At 39.8% G+C, this 20,699-nt stretch carries 11 protein-coding genes; 9 read left to right on the top strand and 2 right to left on the bottom strand.

The genetic code is table 11. From position 1 onward, the window contains the following. Nucleotides 1-37 precede the first annotated feature (37 nt). The 7 genes from ABD930_RS11525 to pbpC all read left to right on the top strand — a co-directional run bounded on the left by ABD930_RS11525 (nucleotide 38) and on the right by pbpC (nucleotide 12,819). Nucleotides 38-340: an ArsR/SmtB family transcription factor gene (locus ABD930_RS11525; RefSeq protein WP_345231874.1), complete on the top strand. Its 303-nt coding sequence runs from the start codon at nucleotides 38-40 to the stop codon at nucleotides 338-340. 18 nt (nucleotides 341-358) lie between these two features. Further along, nucleotides 359-1,453 (top strand): NADH:flavin oxidoreductase, encoded by a 1,095-nt coding sequence (locus ABD930_RS11520; protein ID WP_345231873.1) that lies wholly within the window; start codon nucleotides 359-361, stop codon nucleotides 1,451-1,453. A 199-nt stretch (nucleotides 1,454-1,652) separates the two neighbouring features. Next, the gene (epsC, locus tag ABD930_RS11515; RefSeq protein ID WP_345231872.1) at nucleotides 1,653-2,471 is read left to right on the top strand and encodes a serine O-acetyltransferase EpsC; all 819 of its coding nucleotides are present in this window, start codon (nucleotides 1,653-1,655) and stop codon (nucleotides 2,469-2,471) included. A 62-nt stretch (nucleotides 2,472-2,533) separates the two neighbouring features. Continuing rightward, nucleotides 2,534-3,406: a cysteine synthase CysM gene (gene cysM, locus ABD930_RS11510; protein ID WP_345231871.1), complete on the top strand. Its 873-nt coding sequence runs from the start codon at nucleotides 2,534-2,536 to the stop codon at nucleotides 3,404-3,406. A 519-nt stretch (nucleotides 3,407-3,925) separates the two neighbouring features. Continuing rightward, nucleotides 3,926-4,372, top strand: coding sequence for a DoxX family protein (locus ABD930_RS11505; RefSeq protein ID WP_345231870.1), 447 nt, complete (start codon nucleotides 3,926-3,928; stop codon nucleotides 4,370-4,372). A 317-nt stretch (nucleotides 4,373-4,689) separates the two neighbouring features. After that, nucleotides 4,690-10,200 (top strand): alpha-2-macroglobulin family protein, encoded by a 5,511-nt coding sequence (locus ABD930_RS11500; protein WP_345231869.1) that lies wholly within the window; start codon nucleotides 4,690-4,692, stop codon nucleotides 10,198-10,200. Between the two features lie 252 nt (nucleotides 10,201-10,452). Then, nucleotides 10,453-12,819, top strand: a complete 2,367-nt coding sequence (pbpC, locus tag ABD930_RS11495; RefSeq protein ID WP_345231868.1) for a penicillin-binding protein 1C — start codon at nucleotides 10,453-10,455, stop codon at nucleotides 12,817-12,819. A 3-nt stretch (nucleotides 12,820-12,822) separates the two neighbouring features. Here the strand turns inward: pbpC and ABD930_RS11490 are convergent, their stop codons facing one another. Both ABD930_RS11490 and ABD930_RS11485 read right to left on the bottom strand, forming a co-directional pair. Then, nucleotides 12,823-13,446 (bottom strand): response regulator, encoded by a 624-nt coding sequence (locus ABD930_RS11490; RefSeq protein ID WP_345231867.1) that lies wholly within the window; start codon nucleotides 13,444-13,446, stop codon nucleotides 12,823-12,825. Next, a complete protein-coding gene (locus ABD930_RS11485) occupies nucleotides 13,443-15,440 on the bottom strand; it encodes a tetratricopeptide repeat-containing sensor histidine kinase (protein WP_345231866.1) in 1,998 nt (665 codons plus the stop codon). The genes ABD930_RS11490 and ABD930_RS11485 overlap by 4 nt, the downstream gene beginning before the upstream one ends. Nucleotides 15,441-15,997: 557 nt before the next feature. On the opposite strand from ABD930_RS11485, the gene ABD930_RS11480 reads away from it, so the two are divergent. Both ABD930_RS11480 and ABD930_RS11475 read left to right on the top strand, forming a co-directional pair. Then, a complete protein-coding gene (locus ABD930_RS11480) occupies nucleotides 15,998-18,289 on the top strand; it encodes a WG repeat-containing protein (protein ID WP_345231865.1) in 2,292 nt (763 codons plus the stop codon). Between the two features lie 24 nt (nucleotides 18,290-18,313). After that, nucleotides 18,314-20,683, top strand: coding sequence for a WG repeat-containing protein (locus ABD930_RS11475; protein WP_345231864.1), 2,370 nt, complete (start codon nucleotides 18,314-18,316; stop codon nucleotides 20,681-20,683). Nucleotides 20,684-20,699: the final 16 nt, after the last annotated feature.

Below are 20,699 nucleotides of genomic sequence, written 5' to 3'. Positions count from 1 at the left end.
ATAGGAATATCGGGAAAAACCGATATATATTTGCTTTATGGATCAGTTAACTATTTTCAAAGCGCTTTCTAATAAGACCAGGTTACAGATATTGGAATGGCTTAAAGAACCGGAGAAATATTTTTCAGCAGAAGAAAATGCCGATTTTGAGCAAATTGGAGTTTGTGTGGGGCAGATTCAGCAAAAATGTGGACTAACCCAGTCAACAGTTTCCGAATATTTGGCTCTCTTACTTCATGCGGGTCTATTGGAGTCGACTCGTATCGGTCAATGGACTTACTATAAGCGTAATGAGGAAGCATTTCAACAGTTAAGTGATTTCATTAAATCAGCATTATAAATAATTAAAAACAGGTGTATGACAACATTATTTGAACCTTTTCAGTTAAAATCATTAAACTTAAGAAATAGAATTGTAATGGCCCCGATGACGCGTTCCTTTTCGCCAAATGGGATACCTACAGCAGACGTTGCGACTTATTATGCTAAGCGTGCTGCAGGAGAAGTTGGTTTAATCCTATCAGAGGGTACGGTTATCGATCGAGTGGCTTCATCCAATGATCCAAATGTTCCGCACTTTTATGGTGAACAAGCGTTAGCGGGTTGGCAAAAGGTTATTCGGGATGTACATGCTAATGGCGGAAGTATGGGACCACAAATTTGGCACATGGGTGTCATGGATAACCACCATTCGGGTTGGCTTCCCGCAGAACCTTTTGAAGGACCTTCAGGTTCAGGTAGACCAGGTTTTACCAATGGTAAGGCAATGACAGAACAGGATATTGCTAATACCATTTTAGCTTTCGGTAAGGCTGCTGCGGATGCTAAACGTCTTGGATTTGACTGCGTGGAGATTCATGGTGCACATGGTTATTTAATCGATCAATTTTTTTGGGAGGAAACCAATGACCGTACGGACGCATATGGTGGTAAAACACTAGCTGAGCGTTCTAGATTTGCCATAGATGTGATTAAAGAGGTGAGAAAGCAAGTAGGGGAAGATTTTACTATTATTCTTCGCTTATCCCAATGGAAACCTTCAAGCTATACAAGCAGCTTGGCTAAGACACCGGAAGAAATGGAAGCTTGGTTGAACCCTTTGGCTGATGCCGGAGTAGATGTTTTTCATTGTTCGCAACGCCGTTTTTGGGAGCCTGAATTTAATGGATCCGATTTAAATTTTGCTGGGTGGGCTAAGAAAATTACCGGAAAGGCAACGATTACTGTCGGCTCTGTTGGCCTATCTGGAGAGTTTCTAGCAGCTTTTAATGGTGAATCCTCTCAACCTAGTTCCCTGGAAGAATTGATGCGCAGGTTAGATAGAGGCGATTTTGATTTAGTGGGTGTAGGAAGGGCATTATTGGCCGATCCGAACTGGGCAGAAAAAATACGCGATGGGCGTACAGTGGAACTGAAGGGCTTCTCGAGAGATGCATTAAGCCAATTGGTGTAAGGCATAGTCGTTGAGTGGTGATTAACTACTCAACGACTTAACGATTCAACAACTAAACTACTAACTATTACGGCTAGTGAATATTAAACTTTTGCCTCGGACTGAAGATAATATTATATTGAACTAACAAAAACGTTATTAAAAATGCAAGATTTTTCCGTCCTTTACAGTGCAATTGAAATCATCACGAATAACCAACATGAGCGAAGAGTTTCTTCAACATATTTATGAACAACAGCAAAAGGTAGAAGCCGTACCTTCTAATCAGATCATTGCCGAATGGGCATTTAACCTGCTAGATTTAATTTATCCGGAACGGTTGACAACCCCAAAATACAGTCTTGATGCACTGAGAGATCGTTTTATCGCTTTGCAGCAAACGCTTGTCGAAATTTTAGACGCCACCAAAGCTTGTAAGGAGTGCAATAATCAGACGGTAGCTAAGCATTTCTTTGAACAGATTCCATCCTTATATCGGGTAATGAATACCGATGTAGAAGCCATATTGGATGGTGATCCAGCGTCTCGAAGCAGGTTTGAAATTATTCGTACCTATCCTGGTTTTTTAGCTATTTCGCTTTATCGTATAGCACATGCATTGTTATCGTTACAAGTGCCTTTGATTCCCCGAATTTTAACAGAACATGCACATTCCCTAACAGGAATAGATATTCATCCAGGAGCGGTAATTGGAGAATATTTATATATTGACCATGGAACTGGGATTGTTATTGGCGAAACAACTGTTATCGGTAACCATGTTAAGCTTTATCAAGGTGTTACCTTAGGGGCGCTTAGTGTAGAAAAATTTATGGCCAATACAAAACGGCACCCCACCATTGAAGATGGCGTGATTATTTATGCCGGAGCCACTATCTTAGGTGGGGATACGGTAGTTGGAGGCAATTGTATCATCGGTGGGAATGTATGGCTAACTAAAAGTGTTCCAGCTAATTCAACGGTTTATCATCAATCAACAGTTAAAGTAATTGGTGCTGGTGTAACGAGCGACGAGTAATCTGAAACAGTAATCAATGCATCTCACATCTAAAATCTCATATCTAACGTCTCACATCTAACATGACCATTATAGAAAGTATCGGAAATACACCTCTAGTAGAGATTCAACGGTTAAATCCAAACCCCAATGTAAAATTGTTGGCCAAATTGGAAGGTAACAATCCCGGAGGTAGTGTAAAAGACAGAGCCGCCTTAAATATGATTAGAAGTGCCCTAGAGAGAGGTGAGATCAATGCAAATACCAGGTTAATTGAAGCGACGAGTGGTAATACTGGAATTGCCCTAGCCATGATTGCAGCGATTTATGGCTTATCAATAGAATTAGTAATGCCTTCGAATTCGACACGGGAACGAACACTAACGATGGAGGCTTTTGGTGCGAAAGTTACATTGTTAGATTCTATCGAAAGTTGTAGAGATTATGCCGAGGAAAAAGGAGCACAGGAGGGGTGGTTTATCTTAAATCAGTTTGCTAATCCAGATAATTACCGGGCCCATTATCTAACTACCGGACCTGAAATTTGGCATGATACGAAGGGAAAGATTACCCATTTCGTTAGTGCAATGGGTACCACAGGTAGTATTATGGGAAATTCGATGTTTTTAAAAGAAAAGAATCCTGCTATTCAAATCGTGGGCTGCCAACCCACCGAAGAGTCGTCTATTCCTGGCATCCGGCGCTGGCCAATAGAATATCTACCGAAGATTTACGATCCTTCACGTGTTGATCGCGTAATAGATGTTTCGCAACAGGATGCTACCGCTAGAGCCAGACAATTAGCAAAAGAAGAGGGAATTTTTGTGGGAATGAGTTCTGGAGGAGCATTACACGCCGCTTTACAGATAGCATCCGAAATGGAATCTGGTGTAATTGTATGCATTGCTTGTGATCGGGGTGACCGTTATTTGAGTAGTGATCTTTTTGGTACCTAAATAGAAGATACATTGATTTCATAGCAAAGATCATGTGTTTGCTGCATTTAAAAGAACCTTTTTAATGTTCTTTCTTTGTCCGCCAAAGAAAGAACCAAAGAAAGCTCCCGCTGTAGATTTTGCTACAATGGTAGTGCCTCCCAATGCAAACCGCAAACTCTAAGGCGGATTTTAGCAGAACGGAGATTTCCTGCCAAGCAACCGGAAAGCGAGCATAATATGCTGTAACATAGCGAAAATAGGTAAAAGTAGTACGCACGGTTAAAAGCACTTACTGTTGTTCACCGAAAATCTCGCCTCCAAAATTTACATTTTGTAGTGGGAAGCACTGCCGTTCCTGTAAATTTTGAAGCGAAGAGTCTTTGGTTACTTTCTGCGGAAGAAAGTAACAAATAAAGGTTCTATTTAATCAAACAAAACCATCGGACTTTCTGTTTTTTAGGTAGCTAACAATAAAAATTGGTTTCATCTTTTTATTTTTTTAGCTTTATACATACCAATTAAAAAAGGAGGTCTGTCATGAACCTGATCCACCGAATTGAGCATTGGGGTGATACGCATCACCCGCGCTGGCTTGACGTTGTTAGAATTGTTTTAGGTGCAGTTATATTTGCTAAAGGAGTAAGTTTTATTGCCGATACAAGTATCTTATACCAATTACTAACCAACGCTAATTTTCATTTATCGATCTTATCTGCCGTGCATTATATTGCTTTTGCACATTTGGTAGGAGGTATTTTTATCGCTTTAGGATTAGTTACCAGGGTGGCGGTGGCTTTCCAATTACCTATTTTGTTTGGAGCGGTATTCTTTGTGAATATAACCAATGGATTTAGTTTTTTAAATTCTGAATTCTGGTTCTCACTGATTGTACTACTCTTATTATTATTGTTTTTTATCGTGGGTTCGGGCACCTATTCATTGGACCATGCAATGGATAAACCCGGAAACAAACGTTGGTTTTAGAATACCTGAATTTCGGTATTTTTTATTAGCATCAATTCATTTAGCTTTGTTAATATAACAAGCTAAAAGTGAATTTGCTATTTCTATATCAATAAATTAAGCTACTTTCCTAAAAAGGAAGTGGCTTTTTTTTATATTCGCTAATTAGGATATAAAATAGTTTATAGCGCTTTATAAAACTATAAATAGGGTTAACTACGATACGACATGTTTCATGAGCAAAGGTTCTAGCCAAGTATAAACCAATTCGCTAGCTAGCGAAAGACTTATTGATACCATATAAAATACACATGCACCAATTAATAAAAAATAAGCAGATGAAATCGATTAAATACCTCCTTTTTTCTTTTGTTCTGTTGACATTCTCTTGCGGCAAAAAGAATGCAAAAGAGTTTAACTCTGATTTTTCGCTTTATAAAGATTATATCACCGCATTTACTTCGGGTATGGTCTCTGCCGAGTCAGATATTCGGGTGGTATTAGCTTTTAATAAAAAAGAGTGGAAACCCAATCAGGAATTGGATGCAGACTTGTTTAGCATTTCTCCCAAAACACCGGGAAAGGTTATTGCGTTATCGCAGAATACCGTGATCTTTAAGCCTGCAAAACGACTGAAGCAGGATACAGAATATCAAATAACCTTGCATCTGGATGATTTAATTGATGTTTCCAAAAAACTGTCAACATTTAATTTTACCGTAAAGACCATTAAGCAGGATTTTGTAGTACTCACAAGAGAGATCCAGTCTTATAATAAAGATTACCAATTTCTACATGCCGTGTTGCGTACCAGTGATAACCTTGATGCTAAATCGGCAGCCAAGTTAGTTGCCGCAGAGCAAAATGGTAAACAGTTACCTATTCGTTTTGACGAGGCAACGGCTGGATCGGAATTTCAATTTATCGTGGATAGTATTAAACGACCTGATGCAGATAGTAAGATTAAGCTGGCGTGGAATGGTAGTAGCTTAGATATTGATCAGAAGGGATCGGAAACAGTAGAAATAGCTGCTAAAGGTAATTTTAAAGTGATGAAAGCAACGGTTGCCGAAGAAAATAGCCAACTGCTGTTGATCAATTTTTCGGATCCGCTAAAAAAGAATCAGAATTTTGAGGGTTTAGTTACGATAGATTCAGCAAAAAATCTGACCTATGCTGTTGATGGGAATGTGCTGAAGGTGTTTGTTAATGAGGAGCTGAAAGGAGAACGCTTGGTTGAGGTGTTTCAGGGAATAGAAAGTACCGACGGACTGAAATTAAAGAAGGGATATGCTAAAAAGTTGGTGTTTGAGCAAACCAAGCCCGGCGTACGTATGCTGAAAAATGGTACCTTGTTACCCAGTTCCAATAATCTTAAAATAAATTTTGAAGCGGCTAACCTGAAAGCTGTAGATGTTAAAGTCTACAAGATTTATGAAAATAACGTGTTGCAATTTTTGCAGGACAACGATATAAATGGCAATTATAACCTGCGTAAGGTTGCTTTACCCGTTGCAAAAAAGAAAATAGAACTTACCCAGAATCGCTTATACAATAACGGAAAATGGAATGTCTTTGCCCTGGATTTGGCCGAACTGATTAAACCTGATCCGGGAGCGATTTACCACATCGAATTTAGTTACAAAAAGGCTTATTCGATTTATCCATGTGCGGTTAAACCGGAAAGCGATACGGCTGAAGATACCAATGATGAAACGACTTTGGAAGAAGACCAAGACAATGCACGTGGAAATATAGGTGACGATTATACGTATTATGACGATTATGATTGGCGCGAAAGAGATGATCCCTGTTCTAACTCTTATTATTACTATGATAATAAGGTGTCGACTAATGTGTTGGCCACAGACCTTGGCGTAATTGCTAAAATGGGAAAAAACAATAGCTATTTCTTTGCGGTAAATAATATTGTTGATACGAAACCTGTAGCTGGAGCGCAGGTTAGCCTTTATGATTATCAGCAACAAAAAGTGGGTGAAGCAACAACGAAGGAGGATGGAACCGCTACCTTTGATAATACTAAAAGGGGCTATTTTGTTATCGTTAAGAAAGATAAACAAACATCTTATATTAAATTAGAAGAAGGACTTTCACTATCGCTTAGCAATTTTGATGTTTCTGGAAACGAACTGGAAAAGGGATTAAAAGGATTTATTTATGGAGAACGTGGGGTTTGGCGGCCGGGGGATACCTTGTTTCTTTCTTTTATGCTGAACGACCAAGCAAATCCATTACCTCCCACGCATCCTGTTAAATTGCGTTTAACCGATCCTAATGGTAAGTTGGTTACCCAACAGGTACAAAAGTATAGGGAAGGCCATCATTACAGCTTTGTTATTCCAACCAAAGCGGATGCTCCTACCGGAAACTGGGAAGCGATGGTTAGTGTTGGCGGTGCACGGTTTTACAAGAGTATAAAGATAGAGACGATCAAGCCCAATCGCTTGAAAATTAAAAATAAACTTGCTGGAAAGGTGTTGCGTGCACTGGCGGCAACAACCGACCAAATTGAGGTCATGTGGTTACATGGCGCTGTTGCTAAGAACTTAAAGGCCGAAATGCAAGCGAAGTTCTATCAGATGAAAACGACTTTCAAAGGTTTTAACAACTATACCTTTGATGATCCGGCCCGTAAATTTAGTACAGAAGAGGTCAATGTGTTTTCTGGAAACATTGATGAAGCGGGAAAGGCTACTGTAGGCATTAAGCCGCAGTTACATGGCCAAGCCCCGGGTATGCTCAAAGCTTCCTTTATTACTAAAGTATATGAAGAGGGTGGCGATTTCAGTACGGATATTGCGTCAGCTACCTATTCCCCTTATCAGACCTATGTCGGACTTAAATCACCCGAACCAAATAAATATGGCATGCTGGAAACAGGAAAAGTCAATCGTTTCGATATCGTGACCCTAAATGAAAATGGTCAGGCCAAGGCAACACCTAATTTGGATGTTCGGGTGTATAAGGTAGATTGGCGTTGGTGGTGGGATGCCTCTGATGATAATCTTTCCAATTATAGCGCATCGTCTAGTAAAACACCCTATAAAAGTTTTAGAGTAAGCACGGGTGCCAATGGAAAGACAAGTATTCAATTTACGGTGGATGAAAACGATTGGGGACGGTATTTTGTTCAGGTAACCGACTTAGATGGCGGGCATGCTACGGGTGAAACGGTATTGATTGACTGGCCTTATTGGTCGGCTAAAACAAAAAATACAGACGGTACCAATGCGAATATGCTCGTCTTTTCAACAGATAAAAGTAAATATAATGTGGGTGAAAAGATGAACGTGTCGTTCCCTTCTAGTGAAGGAAGCAGGGCATTGGTTTCTATAGAGAGCGGCTCACAAGTGGTGGCTACCTACTGGGTAGAAACGAAAAAGGGTGAAACGCAACTAGAAGTGCCTGTTACAGCAAAAATGGCACCGAATGTGTATGTGTTTATTACTTTGCTGCAACCGCATGCATCAACGCTAAACGATGCTCCTATACGGCTTTATGGTGTCGTTCCAGTAGAGGTGCTGGATAAAGAAACGATTCTTGAGCCGGTGCTGAACATGCCCGATGTGCTGCGACCGGAACAATCGTTTTCTTTACAAGTGAAAGAGAAAAAGGGACGAAGTATGACCTATACCATAGCGGTTGTGGATGAAGGTTTATTGGATTTAACGCGTTTCAAAACGCCTAATGCTTGGGATAAGTTTTATGCTAGGGAAGCTTTAGGAGTGAAAACTTGGGATGTTTATAATGATGTGATTGGTGCTTATGGTGGTAAAGTGAACCAAGTATTCAGTATCGGAGGTGATGAAGATATGGGAGGAGGGGAGAACAAAAATGCTGATCGGTTTAAACCGGTGGTTATTTACCTCGGGCCATTTACATTGGATAAAGGTGGAAGTAATAGTCACCAGATAAAATTGCCGAATTATATCGGATCTGTGCGGACGATGGTGGTCGCTGGCGATGCGCCAACAAGTGCTTATGGTAGTGCCGAAAAGGCCACTCCAGTACGTAGTCCACTAATGGTATTGGCTTCTTTACCACGCAAGATCTCACCTACAGAAAAAGTAACACTTCCGGTCACCGTATTCGCCATGGAAAATCAGGTAAAACAAGCACAGGTACAGGTGAAAACAAGCAGCGGAATCAAGGTGCTTGGAAATGCGACGAAAACAGTTGATTTTTCACAGCCGGAGGAGAAAATGGTGTATTTTGACTTAGAAGTAGGGAATACAACGGGTATTGGCAAAATTGAAGTGCTGGCTACCTCTGGAAAAGAAAAGGCATCTTATCCAGTTGAGATCGCGATCACGAATCCTAACCCTGTTACCAATGACTATAAAGAACTGGTTTTAAAAGCTGGAGAGGAAGGAGCTATCAACTGGAATACCTTCGGTGTTAGTGGGAGCAACCAATCGCGTTTGGAGGTTTCTTCGTTCCCTGCCATTAATTTAAACAGTAGACTCAACTATCTGATTCAATATCCACATGGTTGTTTGGAACAAACGACTTCAGGCGTGTTCCCGCAGCTCTATTTAAATGATGTAGTCGACTTAGATAAAGCCAAACAAGAGGCCATTCAACGGAATGTGGTTGAAGGAATTAATAAATTAGCTGGATTCCAGCTAAATAATGGTGGGTTTGTATATTGGCCGGGATTATCGGTGGCTGACGACTGGTCTACTTCTTATGCCGGACATTTCATGATTGAGGCAGAAACAAAAGGTTACGTATTGCCTGTTGATTTTAAAACTAAATGGATTGCTTATCAGCAAAAGGCGGCGAAAGAATGGCGTATGGAAAGTTATCGTGGAAGTGATTTTGCACAAGCCTATCGATTATATACCTTGGCATTGGCAGGCTCTCCCGATTTAGCTTCTATGAACCGCTTAAGGGAAACGGTGGGAATATCCAATGAAACGCGTTTACGACTAGCGGCTGCCTATGCCTTGGCGGGACAGAAAAATGCTGGAAATGAACTGCTGAATCAAAGTACAATCGATAACCAAAATAATGCCTACAGCTATTACTATTATGGCTCTCCTGAACGTAATCGGGCAATGGCGCTGGAAACTTTATTGCTGTTGAATCAAACAGCAAAGGCATTTCCAATAGCGACATATGTCGCCAAGGACTTGTCTTCGGGCATGTGGATGAGTACTCAAACGACAGCATATAGTTTGTATGCTGTTTCCAAATTTGCCAAGACTAATGGTAAAGCTGGTGTTCATGTGCAATATGCCTATCAGGGTAAGAATGAAGAGGTGAAAACGGGAAAAGCTTTTGCCGATCGTCCGCTTGCAGTGAAAATGGGGGCAAATACCATTAAAGTCAAGAATAATGACAAAAATACGATTTATGTACGCGTGCTCAATAGCGGTATCTTACCAGTAGGCGAAGAGCAGGTAATCCAACGTAACCTTTCTGCGAACCTTCAGTTTCAAGATAGAAAAGGAAACCCGCTAACGATAAATGCGCTTCACCAAGGAACGGAATTTGTTGCACTAGTGACCGTAAAGAATCAAAGCTTAGATCGGGTGGAAAATATTGCCTTGACGCAAATTATACCTTCAGGATGGGAGATTGTTAATACGCGCTATACGGATTACGGCGATTTCGGTAAAAACGTTGCCGACTATATCGATATTAGAGATGACAGAACGTCCTTCTACTTTGGCTTAAATGGTAGTGAAAGCCGTACCTTTAAAATCCTCCTTAATGCATCTTATCTGGGAAGGTATTATTTACCGGGAGTCCAATGCGAGGCGATGTACGATCATTCATTTTTGGTTCGGACAAAAGGAGAATGGATTGAGGTTGTTAAGTAGTAATTAGCTAATGGGATGATTAGTCAATGGAATAATGAGTATGCACCATTTTAGAAATGTCTTGATACTGATGTCTTGATATTTGTTGAATATTAATTTATTAAGTAGGTGAGTTGTTAAATAGTTAAGTAGTTGTTGGTTATTGGTTGTGTGTTATGAATTATGCGTTATGAGTTGTGAGTTATGCGTATTGCTTATAGCTTACAGCCTATGGCCTATAGCCTTTTAATTTTTACTTAACGGTAATTGCCGATGTTGAAGCATAAGTGGGAATACATAAAGAACTGGGTATTTGATCATAAAATCAAGAGCATAGCAGTTTTAATTGTATTTTTGCTTTATTATTTCTCTTTACCACGTACACTTTTTGATGAACCCTATGTAACCGTGCTGGAGAGTACGGAAGGTAATTTGTTGGGAGCTAAAATAGCGCGGGATGGCCAATGGCGTTTTCCTGAACAAGATACCATTCCTGAGAAATTCAAGCAATGTTTGGTGAATTATGAAGATCAATATTTTTATTACCATTGGGGTTTTAATCCGGTGGCCATGGTTCATGCATTGCTACAAAATTATCGTTCAAGTCGCGTGGTGCGCGGCGGAAGTACAATCACACAACAGGTGATTCGCTTATCCCGTGAACACCAGCAACGAACGTATTGGGAAAAACTCATCGAACTGATCTTGGCTACTCGTTTGGAATTTCGCTATAGCAAGGATAAAATACTTAATTTGTATAGCGCGCATGCACCATTTGGCGGAAATGTAGTAGGCCTGGAGATGGCCTCTTGGCGCTATTTTGGTATTAAACCTGATCAGCTTTCTTGGGCCGAAACGGCTACACTGGCGGTATTGCCTAATGCACCGAGTCTGATTTATCCTGGGAAAAATCAGCAAATATTGTTGCAAAAGCGAAATCGCTTGCTTCATAAGTTATTGGATAAACGTATTATTGATTCGCTTACCTATAACTTGTCTTTAGCAGAAGCACTACCGCAGAAACCGTATGATCTTCCCCAAACGGCTTCCCATTTATTGGATAGGGTTGCGAGAACCAATGCTGGTAAACGAATCCAAAGTACCATAAAAAGCGATTTGCAACAACGCGTAAATCAGCTGGCTCAGCAGTATTACTTACAGTATAAACAAAATGAGGTATATAATTTAGCGGTGTTGGTTGTTGATGTAAAAAGTAGAAAGGTATTGGCTTATGTAGGCAATGCCCCAACGGATAAGACACATCAAAAGGACGTTGATATTATCACTGCACCCCGCAGTACAGGCAGTATACTGAAACCTTTGCTTTATGCGGGGATGTTAAACGACGGCAAACTCTTGCCAAACACGTTAGTAGCAGATGTTCCAACACAAATATCCGGCTATAGCCCAGAAAACTATAATCGAACGTATGATGGCGCGGTTCCGGCACACGTAGCGCTTTCAAGATCACTGAATATTCCCTGTGTATTGATGCTTCAGCAGTATGGCATTTATAAATTTTATGAAGAGTTGCAAAAGTTTCAGATAAGAGACATCAATAAACATCCTGATCATTATGGCTTATCGTTGATTTTGGGCGGAGCAGAGGCGAATCTCTGGGATTTATGCAAGACCTACGCTAACTTATCGTCTACCTTGAATTATTATAACCATACGGGACGCTATCGGGCAAAAGAGTTGGCCGATTTAGTCATCGATACAGACCAGAACGTAGATTTTGGAAAGGAACAAAAACAGGAACAGGTGTTGGATGCAGGGTCAATTTGGCTCACCTATAACGCCATGAAAGAGGTCAATCGACCAACAGGCGACGAAGCGTGGAAGTTTTACGATTCAGCCTTGGAGCTTGCTTGGAAAACAGGAACAAGTTTTGGTAATCGCGATGCTTGGGCGATTGGTACGAGCAAGGATTACGTTGTTGGCGTTTGGGTAGGAAATGCAACAGGTGAGGGAAGACCCTTACTTACCGGCGTAGGAAGTGCTGCACCTTTATTATTTGATGTATTTCGTTTATTGCCGCGGGCGAACTGGTTTGAAACACCTGTTGAAGACCTCGTAGAAGCAGATATTTGTCAGTTGAGTGGTAGTTTAGCCAAGGAAGGGTGCCCTAAAGTGAAGGCCTATATTCCGGTAAATGGTGTACGCACTAAAACGTGTCCGTACCATCAATGGGTGCATTTAGATCACAGTGAACATTATCGGGTAAATAGCAGTTGCGAACCTGTTGATCAAATCGTTACAAAAAGCTGGTTTGTACTGCCGCCGGTCATGGAATGGTATTATAAAAGTAAACATGCAGATTATGCACTTCTTCCACCTTTTAGAGAGGATTGTGCAGCGGCACTGGGCGTAACGATGGATTTTATTTATCCTAAGGATTACTATAGTAAAATTTACTTGACAAAAGATTTTTCAGGTGAGGTACAACCGGTAATTTTGAAAGTAGCCCATACCCAACCGCACATGAAACTTTTTTGGTATGCCAATGATCATTTTTTAGGCAGTACCGAAACCTTTCATGAAATGCCTTTTAAAGCGAGTTCTGGTACATATCTGATTACAGTGACAGACGAGTATGGAAGCGAACTTAAACGAAAAATTGAAGTGGTGAATGATTAATCACTACAATAATCGATAATCGGTAGCCATTTTAATGACTGATATAATATTATTGACCTCAAATTTTTCCATCAGCTTTTTGCGATGGCTTTCTACGGTATGCGGACTGATAAACAACTGGTCGGCTACTTGTTGGGTAGTTAATCCTTTCCCAATAAGTTGTAATACCTCCTTTTCCCTACGTGTAATTAAGGGTACCGTAATGTGCTGGTCGGCTTCTGCACTAATTAATGCGGCACGCGTAGCCGTACAAAGGTATTTATGCCCTTCCGATACTTCGTGTATAGCCGTTAAAATTTCATCACCTGGGGCATTTTTGATCACATAACCTAAGGCACCATTTTGAATCATACTTCTGATAACGGCATGCTCATTATGTAAGCTGAGGGCGATAATTTTTACATGGGGATAGAGGCGTTTCACGTCGGCACAGAGATTAATGCCATTCATGTCAGGTAAATTGATATCCAGTAAAATGACATCAACTTCCTGCATAGAAATGCCTTGAAGGGCTTCTTGGCCTGTTTTGTAGGTGTTAACTACTAAAATGTCAGGATGGTTTGAAAATAAATTCCTTAAACCGTCGATAACAATGGGATGGTCGTCTATAATAACAATTCTAATCATGATCTTATGGTGCATTCTATGGTAAAGGTTGTTCCATTCCCTGTTTCAGAATGGATATCTAGCTCTCCATCGATATATTCAATACGAGACATTATGTTGGTTAAGCCATTCCCTTTTCGTGGTTTATCGAGAATTTTTTTATCAAAGCCTTTACCATCGTCTTCAACAATTAAGGTTATTTTGTTTTCGCTTTGAATCAACTGTACAAAAATGGTATGGGCACAGGCATGCTTAATGGCATTGCTCACCAGCTCCTGCATGATGCGGTAAAGAATCAATTCTTTTTCTTGTTCAAGCTCATTTTTATAATGGAAGATCTGGCAAACCAATTGTACGCCTTTATTGCGCATGCGTAGGCAATGGGCCTTAATCGCTTCACCTAATCCGTATTTGATCAGGGTTTCTGGCATCAGGTTTTGAGAAATTAACCGAAGTTCATCTACGGCATAATCCATCTTTTTGAGTATAGTGCTTGTTGCTTGCCGATCCATAGGTTCAGGTTTTAGAGTGCCGGATAACTCAATTTTTAATGCGGATAACAAGCCCCCAAGGCCATCATGCAGATCTCTTGATATTCTGTTACGCTCCGATTCTTGCCCATGCAACATTGCTGATAACAGCGAAATCTTATTTTGCTGATTAATTTTCTCCATTTCCAGTTGATGGAGTTGCTGATGTTGCTTTAATTGTTTCTTATGGTGCTGATTGAATTGGAAATACAATACGGCCAAGGTTAATAATAAAAAGGAAATGGCCATTAATAGGCCCGTGTATAAGCGATTTTTCTGTAATGCAAAGGATTTGACTTCGTTTTCATGTTTTAGGGTTAGGATTTGTTTTTCTTTATTAGCTGTTTCGTATTTATCTTCAATTTGGAGTAGTTCACTGCTTTTTTCCTGCTCTCTTAAACTATCTGCCAGTAGCGCATATGAGCGCATAGTGTAATAACCTTGTTTATAATAACCTAGTTTTTCCTGAATATTTGCCATGGACATTAAGGTGCCGAGCATATTTTTTTTACTAAGCTTTTGTTGCTGCAAATGATAATCGGTTTGGACATATTGCAGGGCTTGTTGGTTATTTCCCATGGCTTGGTGTACCTTTACCAGCGTTCCCAATATATTGCTTTGTGCTAGATAATCTTTTTGTTCTTTAGCAATTGTTAGGCCTTTATGTAATGGCATTTCAGCTTGTTTGTACCTTTTGTGGTAATACATATATAAACCTAGGTAATTATAGTACCATGCCCAAATTTCAGGTCGGTCTTTGGCCTTCAATAAATAGGATTTTGCTTTTTTTAGATAAGGAAGCATTTGCTCGGCTTCACCAATACGGTAATAACAAGCAGCTAAATCAACGTAGGAATAAGCAAAACGTGCATATTGCTTCGGCTCGGTAATCTTGACTTCGACACTTTTTTTAAAATAGGGGATGGCTTTCTCATAATTGGCGATATTCATCAGCCATACACCAATGTTTGTAAACAGGTTCCCTAGGGTAACTTGATCGTTCAGTTTTTCTGCTACTGGGATTAGTTGAAAAGCTCCGTTCAAAGCAATCTTTGGGTTTTCATCCGAAATTAACGTTAAATAATTTTGTTTTAGGAGTAAGAAGAGTTTGTTAGCAGCCATATTATGCGGATGCTTGGCTAACAATGCCTCAGCTTTCTTGTAATAGAATTTTGCTGAATCTGGCATATAATAGATTTGATAAAACCGACCTAAAGCACCGTAAGCATTGGCTTGGTAATAGTCATCTTGAGCTTTATTGGCATATATTAATGCTTCTTTTAAAAGATGTAGACCACCCATACTGTCAGATGGACTAATTTGATTGCCTAGGCTGACGAGTAAATGTGATCGAGTGGTATCCTCCGTAGCTGCCTTTAAACGATGCTTTAAACTGTCTATTAGCGTTGAAGACGATTGTCCGTAGGTAAATAGGGGATAAAGCAGTAACAAATACCAAATAAAGGGATACTTTTTAAATTTCATATTTCATCCGTAAATAATTTTTCTATTGGCCGGATGGAGCTTCCCATGTTTAAACCCCAAAGGACTCATGAACACCAATTGAATGTTTAAAATCCGTGAATAAATTTACATTTTCCCATGCAACTAAAATGAAATTTAAACATGGGCGGTTCCCCCATAAAATAACCTCCCTATGGTTGGAGAGCACCCAAGTGGATTGCAAGTTACCTGTTTTTAATGCTGGTTAGGGATGTATTTATAAAAACCCCCATTTTCAGGGATGCATCAACATAGTAAACTTTCTCCGCGCAAATTTACTTATTCCACATAAAAATCACTGAAAACAACTATTTATGTATATTTAATAAATAATTACTTTTGCTTGGTGAAATCGATTAGATTATAACACACATGAAAAACCGGGAGGGTGTCTAAAAATGTCGTCATATCTTGACTTTTTAGATACCCTCTTTTTATATGATTATAAATCCCTTTTTTCAGCTATTTACCCACGTTCCTTTTGCGGTTATTTTTGTTAAATGATGCACAGCAAAAAGTTACCAGTTTATCTGTTATGCATGAGTGTATGGATACCTTTTTTCCTTTTCGGACAGGAGAAAACGCTTACACTCGAAGAAGCGGCTCCGTTTGATGGCTACTTCGCAACGATAGTATATCAGCATAAAAAACAACTGCTGCACCGTTCGGGTAGTGTGATGATTGATAAGGTCTCGCTCTATACAGCCGAAGGACCTATTATTTGCATAAAAAATGGCTTGTACGGCGTTTTGGACAGTGTCGGAATGATTATAATTCCTTTTGAATACGACGAAATCAGAGATGACTATGCGCAACATGGCTTCGTGCTACAGAAAAATGGAGGCTATGGTTATGCCGATTCCATTGGCCGTATACTGACGAAGAAAAGCTACGAAGAGGTAGCCGGATTGTCACATAACACAACAGCCATAAAAGAAAATGGGCTTTGGGGTTGGATTGATAATAAAACTGGTGCTGTATTGATGTCTACACAATATGATGCGGTAAGTTATGAACCCGAGAACGGAAAGCTAATCCGCATTGAAAAAGGTGAAAAAGTCGGCCTAGCAAGCGAGGACGGAAAAGTACTGGTAGAACCGGTTTATAATTTTTTATATGTTGTTGCTAATCAACAACAATTACCTTTATTTCGATTTAGTGATGATGCTGGAAGTGGATTGCTTGATGCTCAGGGAAAAATAGTGACTGCCAAACGATATAATCAGATCGATGTACCACCTTTATCCAATGCCCCACTGTTATTGCCTGTAAAGGATAGCTTGGAGCAACAAGGCATCATTAATGCACAGGGGAAAATGCTTATTGAACCGAAATATGATCGGATTCATGCCTTTATTCAAGGACTTGCAGTAGTCGAACGAGATGGCCAGTTCGGCTTAATCAATCAGCAAGGTAAAGAAATCATTCCGCTTCGCTATTCCAAAATAGGCTATGTTTATCAACAGCAAAATAAGGGAGGCAACGGAATGAATAATTATGATTACCCATCTATGGTGGAAATACCGAATCCTTTATCCAAAAAACAGCGAAAAAAAGAAATTGAAGATCGGATAATAGCCATTATAGCAGAAAATAAAGCAGGGATTCAGGTGTTTAATACCGATGGAAGTAAGCAAGCTGCAATTGATCAGTTTTATCTGTCTATAACAACCTTTAATGGGAAAACCTATCTGCTTGTTACGAAGCAAGGTAAACAGGGACTTGTGGATCTTGTGGGTAATACGATCATTCCTACAATTTTTGATGAGATCGAAATAGGAACAGACACTGCATTTTTAAAGCAACCTTATTTTTCACCTTTAGGTACACATGAACTGCTCGAAGGGTACGCCAGAGTCACGCTGGCAGGTAAAATTGGCCTTTATCAAGTCAATGGTAAAGAGTTGGCAAAGCCTTTATGGGATGAAATCCGATGGGTAAATCGCTGTTTGTTGTCTGTTCGTGCCGATGATCAAGAGGGGTTAATCGATACTTCAGGTCATATTATTCGTAAGCCGGAAGAGGGGAAATTGTTTTATGTAGTGGCAAACGACCGGATTGTGGAGTCTTATTACGATGAGGCACACGACTATCGCTATTTTTTAACTGATCTGGATGGCCATATCCTGTACCAAAATCCAAAATGGGAATATGGGGGCTCCTATAGCGATGGTTATCCCATTTATCGGGAAGGATTATTAAAACTCAATGGCTTCGTTAATAGAAATCTGTTTGTTGATCATGAAGGAAAAGAGGTACGCTTTTCTACCTATGATGAAGTAGGTAGCTTTTATCAAGGATGGGCTGACGTGAAAAAGCAAGGTCAAATTGGTTTCATCGATCGCCATGGGAAGTCTATAGTTGCGGCGGAACTTAAGTTTGAACAACAACTGAATGATTCGCTGTTGGTATTTAGTAAAAATGGGAAGAGAGGATTAATTAAATATGGTTCATTGAAGCCCATACTTGATTTCGAGTATGACCAGATTGAGCAGGTGTATGAAAGTAATCCGCTATTGTTGGTCATTACCAAAAGCGACAAAAAAGGGGTGTGTGACCTATTTGGAAAATGGGTGTTACCGTTTGCTTATACGGATATATCAACGAGTTACCGTGGCGTTTTTGAAATTATGCTGGGTAGTAAAAAAGGGATTGCCACGCTTGATGGTCAGGTATTGATAAAACCAGAATACGATGAAATTGATTACGATAATGGTTATAGCAATGGCGATAATAAATTTCCCGTTATGGTGAAGTCTGGTACAATATGGCATTATATGGACCAAATGGGGAAGAAGTTACCATTTACAATCACGCAAAAGATGGAGTAATATACCTATTCATTGTTGATACATATGTCTTTATTTTATACGATACGTTGGTGCTTATGGATGAATTTCCTACCTATGCTGGTCTTTGCTCAGCAGTATACCGGTGGATCGATTTTTTTACACGGCTTTGCCCGTGTGGAGCGTGAAGGGAAAAGCTGGTATATCAATGCTCAAGGCAAACAGGTATTTGATCGAATTGTAGATTACTGGAATATAACAACAGCAGGTAGCGAGGCTTTGGATACTGGTTCGGAGGAAGCCGTTTACCAAGTGCAGGCAGGAAAAAGGTATGGCGTTTTTGATGCTCAAGGCAACTGGTTGTTAGATCCCATATACGATACAATAGACCATCGGTTAAACCAGCTATGGAAAGTTTCCAAAGATGGAAAGGTCAGCCTTTGTACTACCGATGGAAAATTATTGCTGCCATTATATTACGAAGATGTCCAACAGTTAAACGAAAACTTTTTTGCCGTCAAAGATCAGGGCAAATGGGGCATCTATGCTAAACTAACCCAACAGCTACAGGTGCCTATTCAGTATGATGATGTTGATTATTGTGGCGGATGTGGTTATGCACCCCATTATTTTTTAGCTAAAAAGAATAATAAATGGGGAGTAGTGAATATGGAAGGTAAGGTATTGGCTCCATTTGTGTTTGATCACGATCATTACCAAATGCGAAGCGACGAATGGGTCATGAGTTTTAGTCGGAATGGTACGCGTTTGGTTTATAACCTGGCAATAGGTAAAGCTTTTGAAGAACCTGAATATAGCAATACCTGCCTGTTAAATAATGGCTTTCTGGCATTAGAGAAAGGTGGGCGTTATGGACTGATTGCCGGTAGCGGAAAACAAGTTTTAGATTTTGATTATGAAGAAATAACAGGTCTGGATGAGGATACATTTCGCCCAGTTAATCCTTTTGTTTCTGTAAAAAAGCAAAACGTATTCGGACTTGCGGACACGTCTGGAAAAATGTTGGTTGAACCGATGTATAAACAAGCATTGAAATTGGTACTTCAACAGTTCTTTTGGGCGGAAGCAGAACATGTGCTAATAAATGCCTCGGGAAAAGTCATTTTTGACGCGAAAGACTATAATCGTATGGATGTACTGGAAAAGCTTGGTATACTCATCTTCCGTAAGGCAGGAAAATGGTGGGCCTTTGACCCCGTACAGCAAAGGTTAATCACCAACAAGGGCTATGAGGAAATAGAGGACAGCGATATAGACACTCCTAGCGTTTTATTGGTGAAAGAAAATGGATGGTGGGGTGCTTTGAATATGAAGGGTAAAATGCTCGTTCCTGTAAAATATGATAAAATTGGTTGTGCAGATTTAGGAGCAATGTTGTACGCCAAAAAGGGAAATGCCGAAAATATTTATACGTTAACAGGACAAGCCTTATTGGAAGGAGGTTATGGTTATGAAAAGCTAGATTTTCAGGATACCATGCTCTTTAAATACTACAAAATTGGACAGGCCTATGATCACTATGGTTTGATGGATCGTAATGGAAAAATATGGTGCAAAAATTTGTATCAAGCGATTTATGAATTGGCTAAGGGAAACTACCTGTTGGTACAGGATAGCACCTATGCTTTATTGAACACGAAAACGGAAACAATAAAACTGCTTCCTTTTAAAAAAGTGACTGCTTTAGAAAAGACGAATTATCTTCTCGTTAATCAAAATAATGCGTATTATCTTTTCGATGTTAACCGTGGTAAATTAATTCCTAAACCGTATGAGACGATGGAGGGCTTAACGCATGGCTATGTAAAGGTGTCGGTTGGTGGGAAAGTTGGTATAGTAGATACACATGGTAAAACGGTAATACCATTAAATTATACGGATATATGGGAATTAAAAAATGGCTATTTTATGGTGCTTCAACAGTCGGGCGAACAGTTGAAATACGGTTTTGCAAATGCAAAAGGAAAACTTTTCGTTCCGATTCAATACGACTATGACCGTAATCTATACCGTTATTTAGAAGATGGTTATTTCTTGTTAACACAACGACAGGACGACACATACGCTTATTTACGAGGTGTGGCCGATAGTTCTGGGCGGGTCTTGGTAACACCAAACTATGAGCAGGTGTTTCCTTACAATGGACACCAAGGATTTTTATATATTAAGGATGATAAAGCTGGGTTGCTAAATGCTTTTGGAAGCCCCTTGTGCCAACAAGACTATGATGATGTCATTTTAGCTGATAGACCGGAGCATAAGCCATTGATCATTAACTGGCCGGCTATGCTGAAAAAAGGGGATACGTATTTTTATGGTAATGAAAAAGGCGAATGGTTGCATTATAGTGCGCAACAATTAATTCCCTTTATAGATAATAGAGACAGTAACGGAGGTGGTTTGCCCATTTTATAATTTAGGAAAAGTAATG

The organism is Olivibacter ginsenosidimutans (genome assembly GCF_039542865.1).
Taxonomy (GTDB): Bacteria; Bacteroidota; Bacteroidia; order Sphingobacteriales; family Sphingobacteriaceae; genus Olivibacter; species Olivibacter ginsenosidimutans.
This window is presented reverse-complemented; position numbering and strand designations above follow the sequence as displayed.

What these genes read in the sequence shown, in the direction of transcription:
- ABD930_RS11505 (WP_345231870.1), top strand. Translation starts at nt 3,926, where the DNA reads ATGAACCTGATCCACCGAATTGAGCATTGGGGTGATACGCATCACCCG.
- ABD930_RS11475 (WP_345231864.1), top strand. Translation starts at nt 18,314, where the DNA reads ATGTCTTTATTTTATACGATACGTTGGTGCTTATGGATGAATTTCCTA.
- ABD930_RS11480 (WP_345231865.1), top strand. Translation starts at nt 15,998, where the DNA reads ATGAGTGTATGGATACCTTTTTTCCTTTTCGGACAGGAGAAAACGCTT.
- ABD930_RS11490 (WP_345231867.1), bottom strand. Translation starts at nt 13,446, where the DNA reads ATGATTAGAATTGTTATTATAGACGACCATCCCATTGTTATCGACGGT.
- ABD930_RS11485 (WP_345231866.1), bottom strand. Translation starts at nt 15,440, where the DNA reads ATGAAATTTAAAAAGTATCCCTTTATTTGGTATTTGTTACTGCTTTAT.
- ABD930_RS11500 (WP_345231869.1), top strand. Translation starts at nt 4,690, where the DNA reads ATGAAATCGATTAAATACCTCCTTTTTTCTTTTGTTCTGTTGACATTC.
- pbpC (WP_345231868.1), top strand. Translation starts at nt 10,453, where the DNA reads ATGTTGAAGCATAAGTGGGAATACATAAAGAACTGGGTATTTGATCAT.
- epsC (WP_345231872.1), top strand. Translation starts at nt 1,653, where the DNA reads ATGAGCGAAGAGTTTCTTCAACATATTTATGAACAACAGCAAAAGGTA.
- cysM (WP_345231871.1), top strand. Translation starts at nt 2,534, where the DNA reads ATGACCATTATAGAAAGTATCGGAAATACACCTCTAGTAGAGATTCAA.
- ABD930_RS11525 (WP_345231874.1), top strand. Translation starts at nt 38, where the DNA reads ATGGATCAGTTAACTATTTTCAAAGCGCTTTCTAATAAGACCAGGTTA.
- ABD930_RS11520 (WP_345231873.1), top strand. Translation starts at nt 359, where the DNA reads ATGACAACATTATTTGAACCTTTTCAGTTAAAATCATTAAACTTAAGA.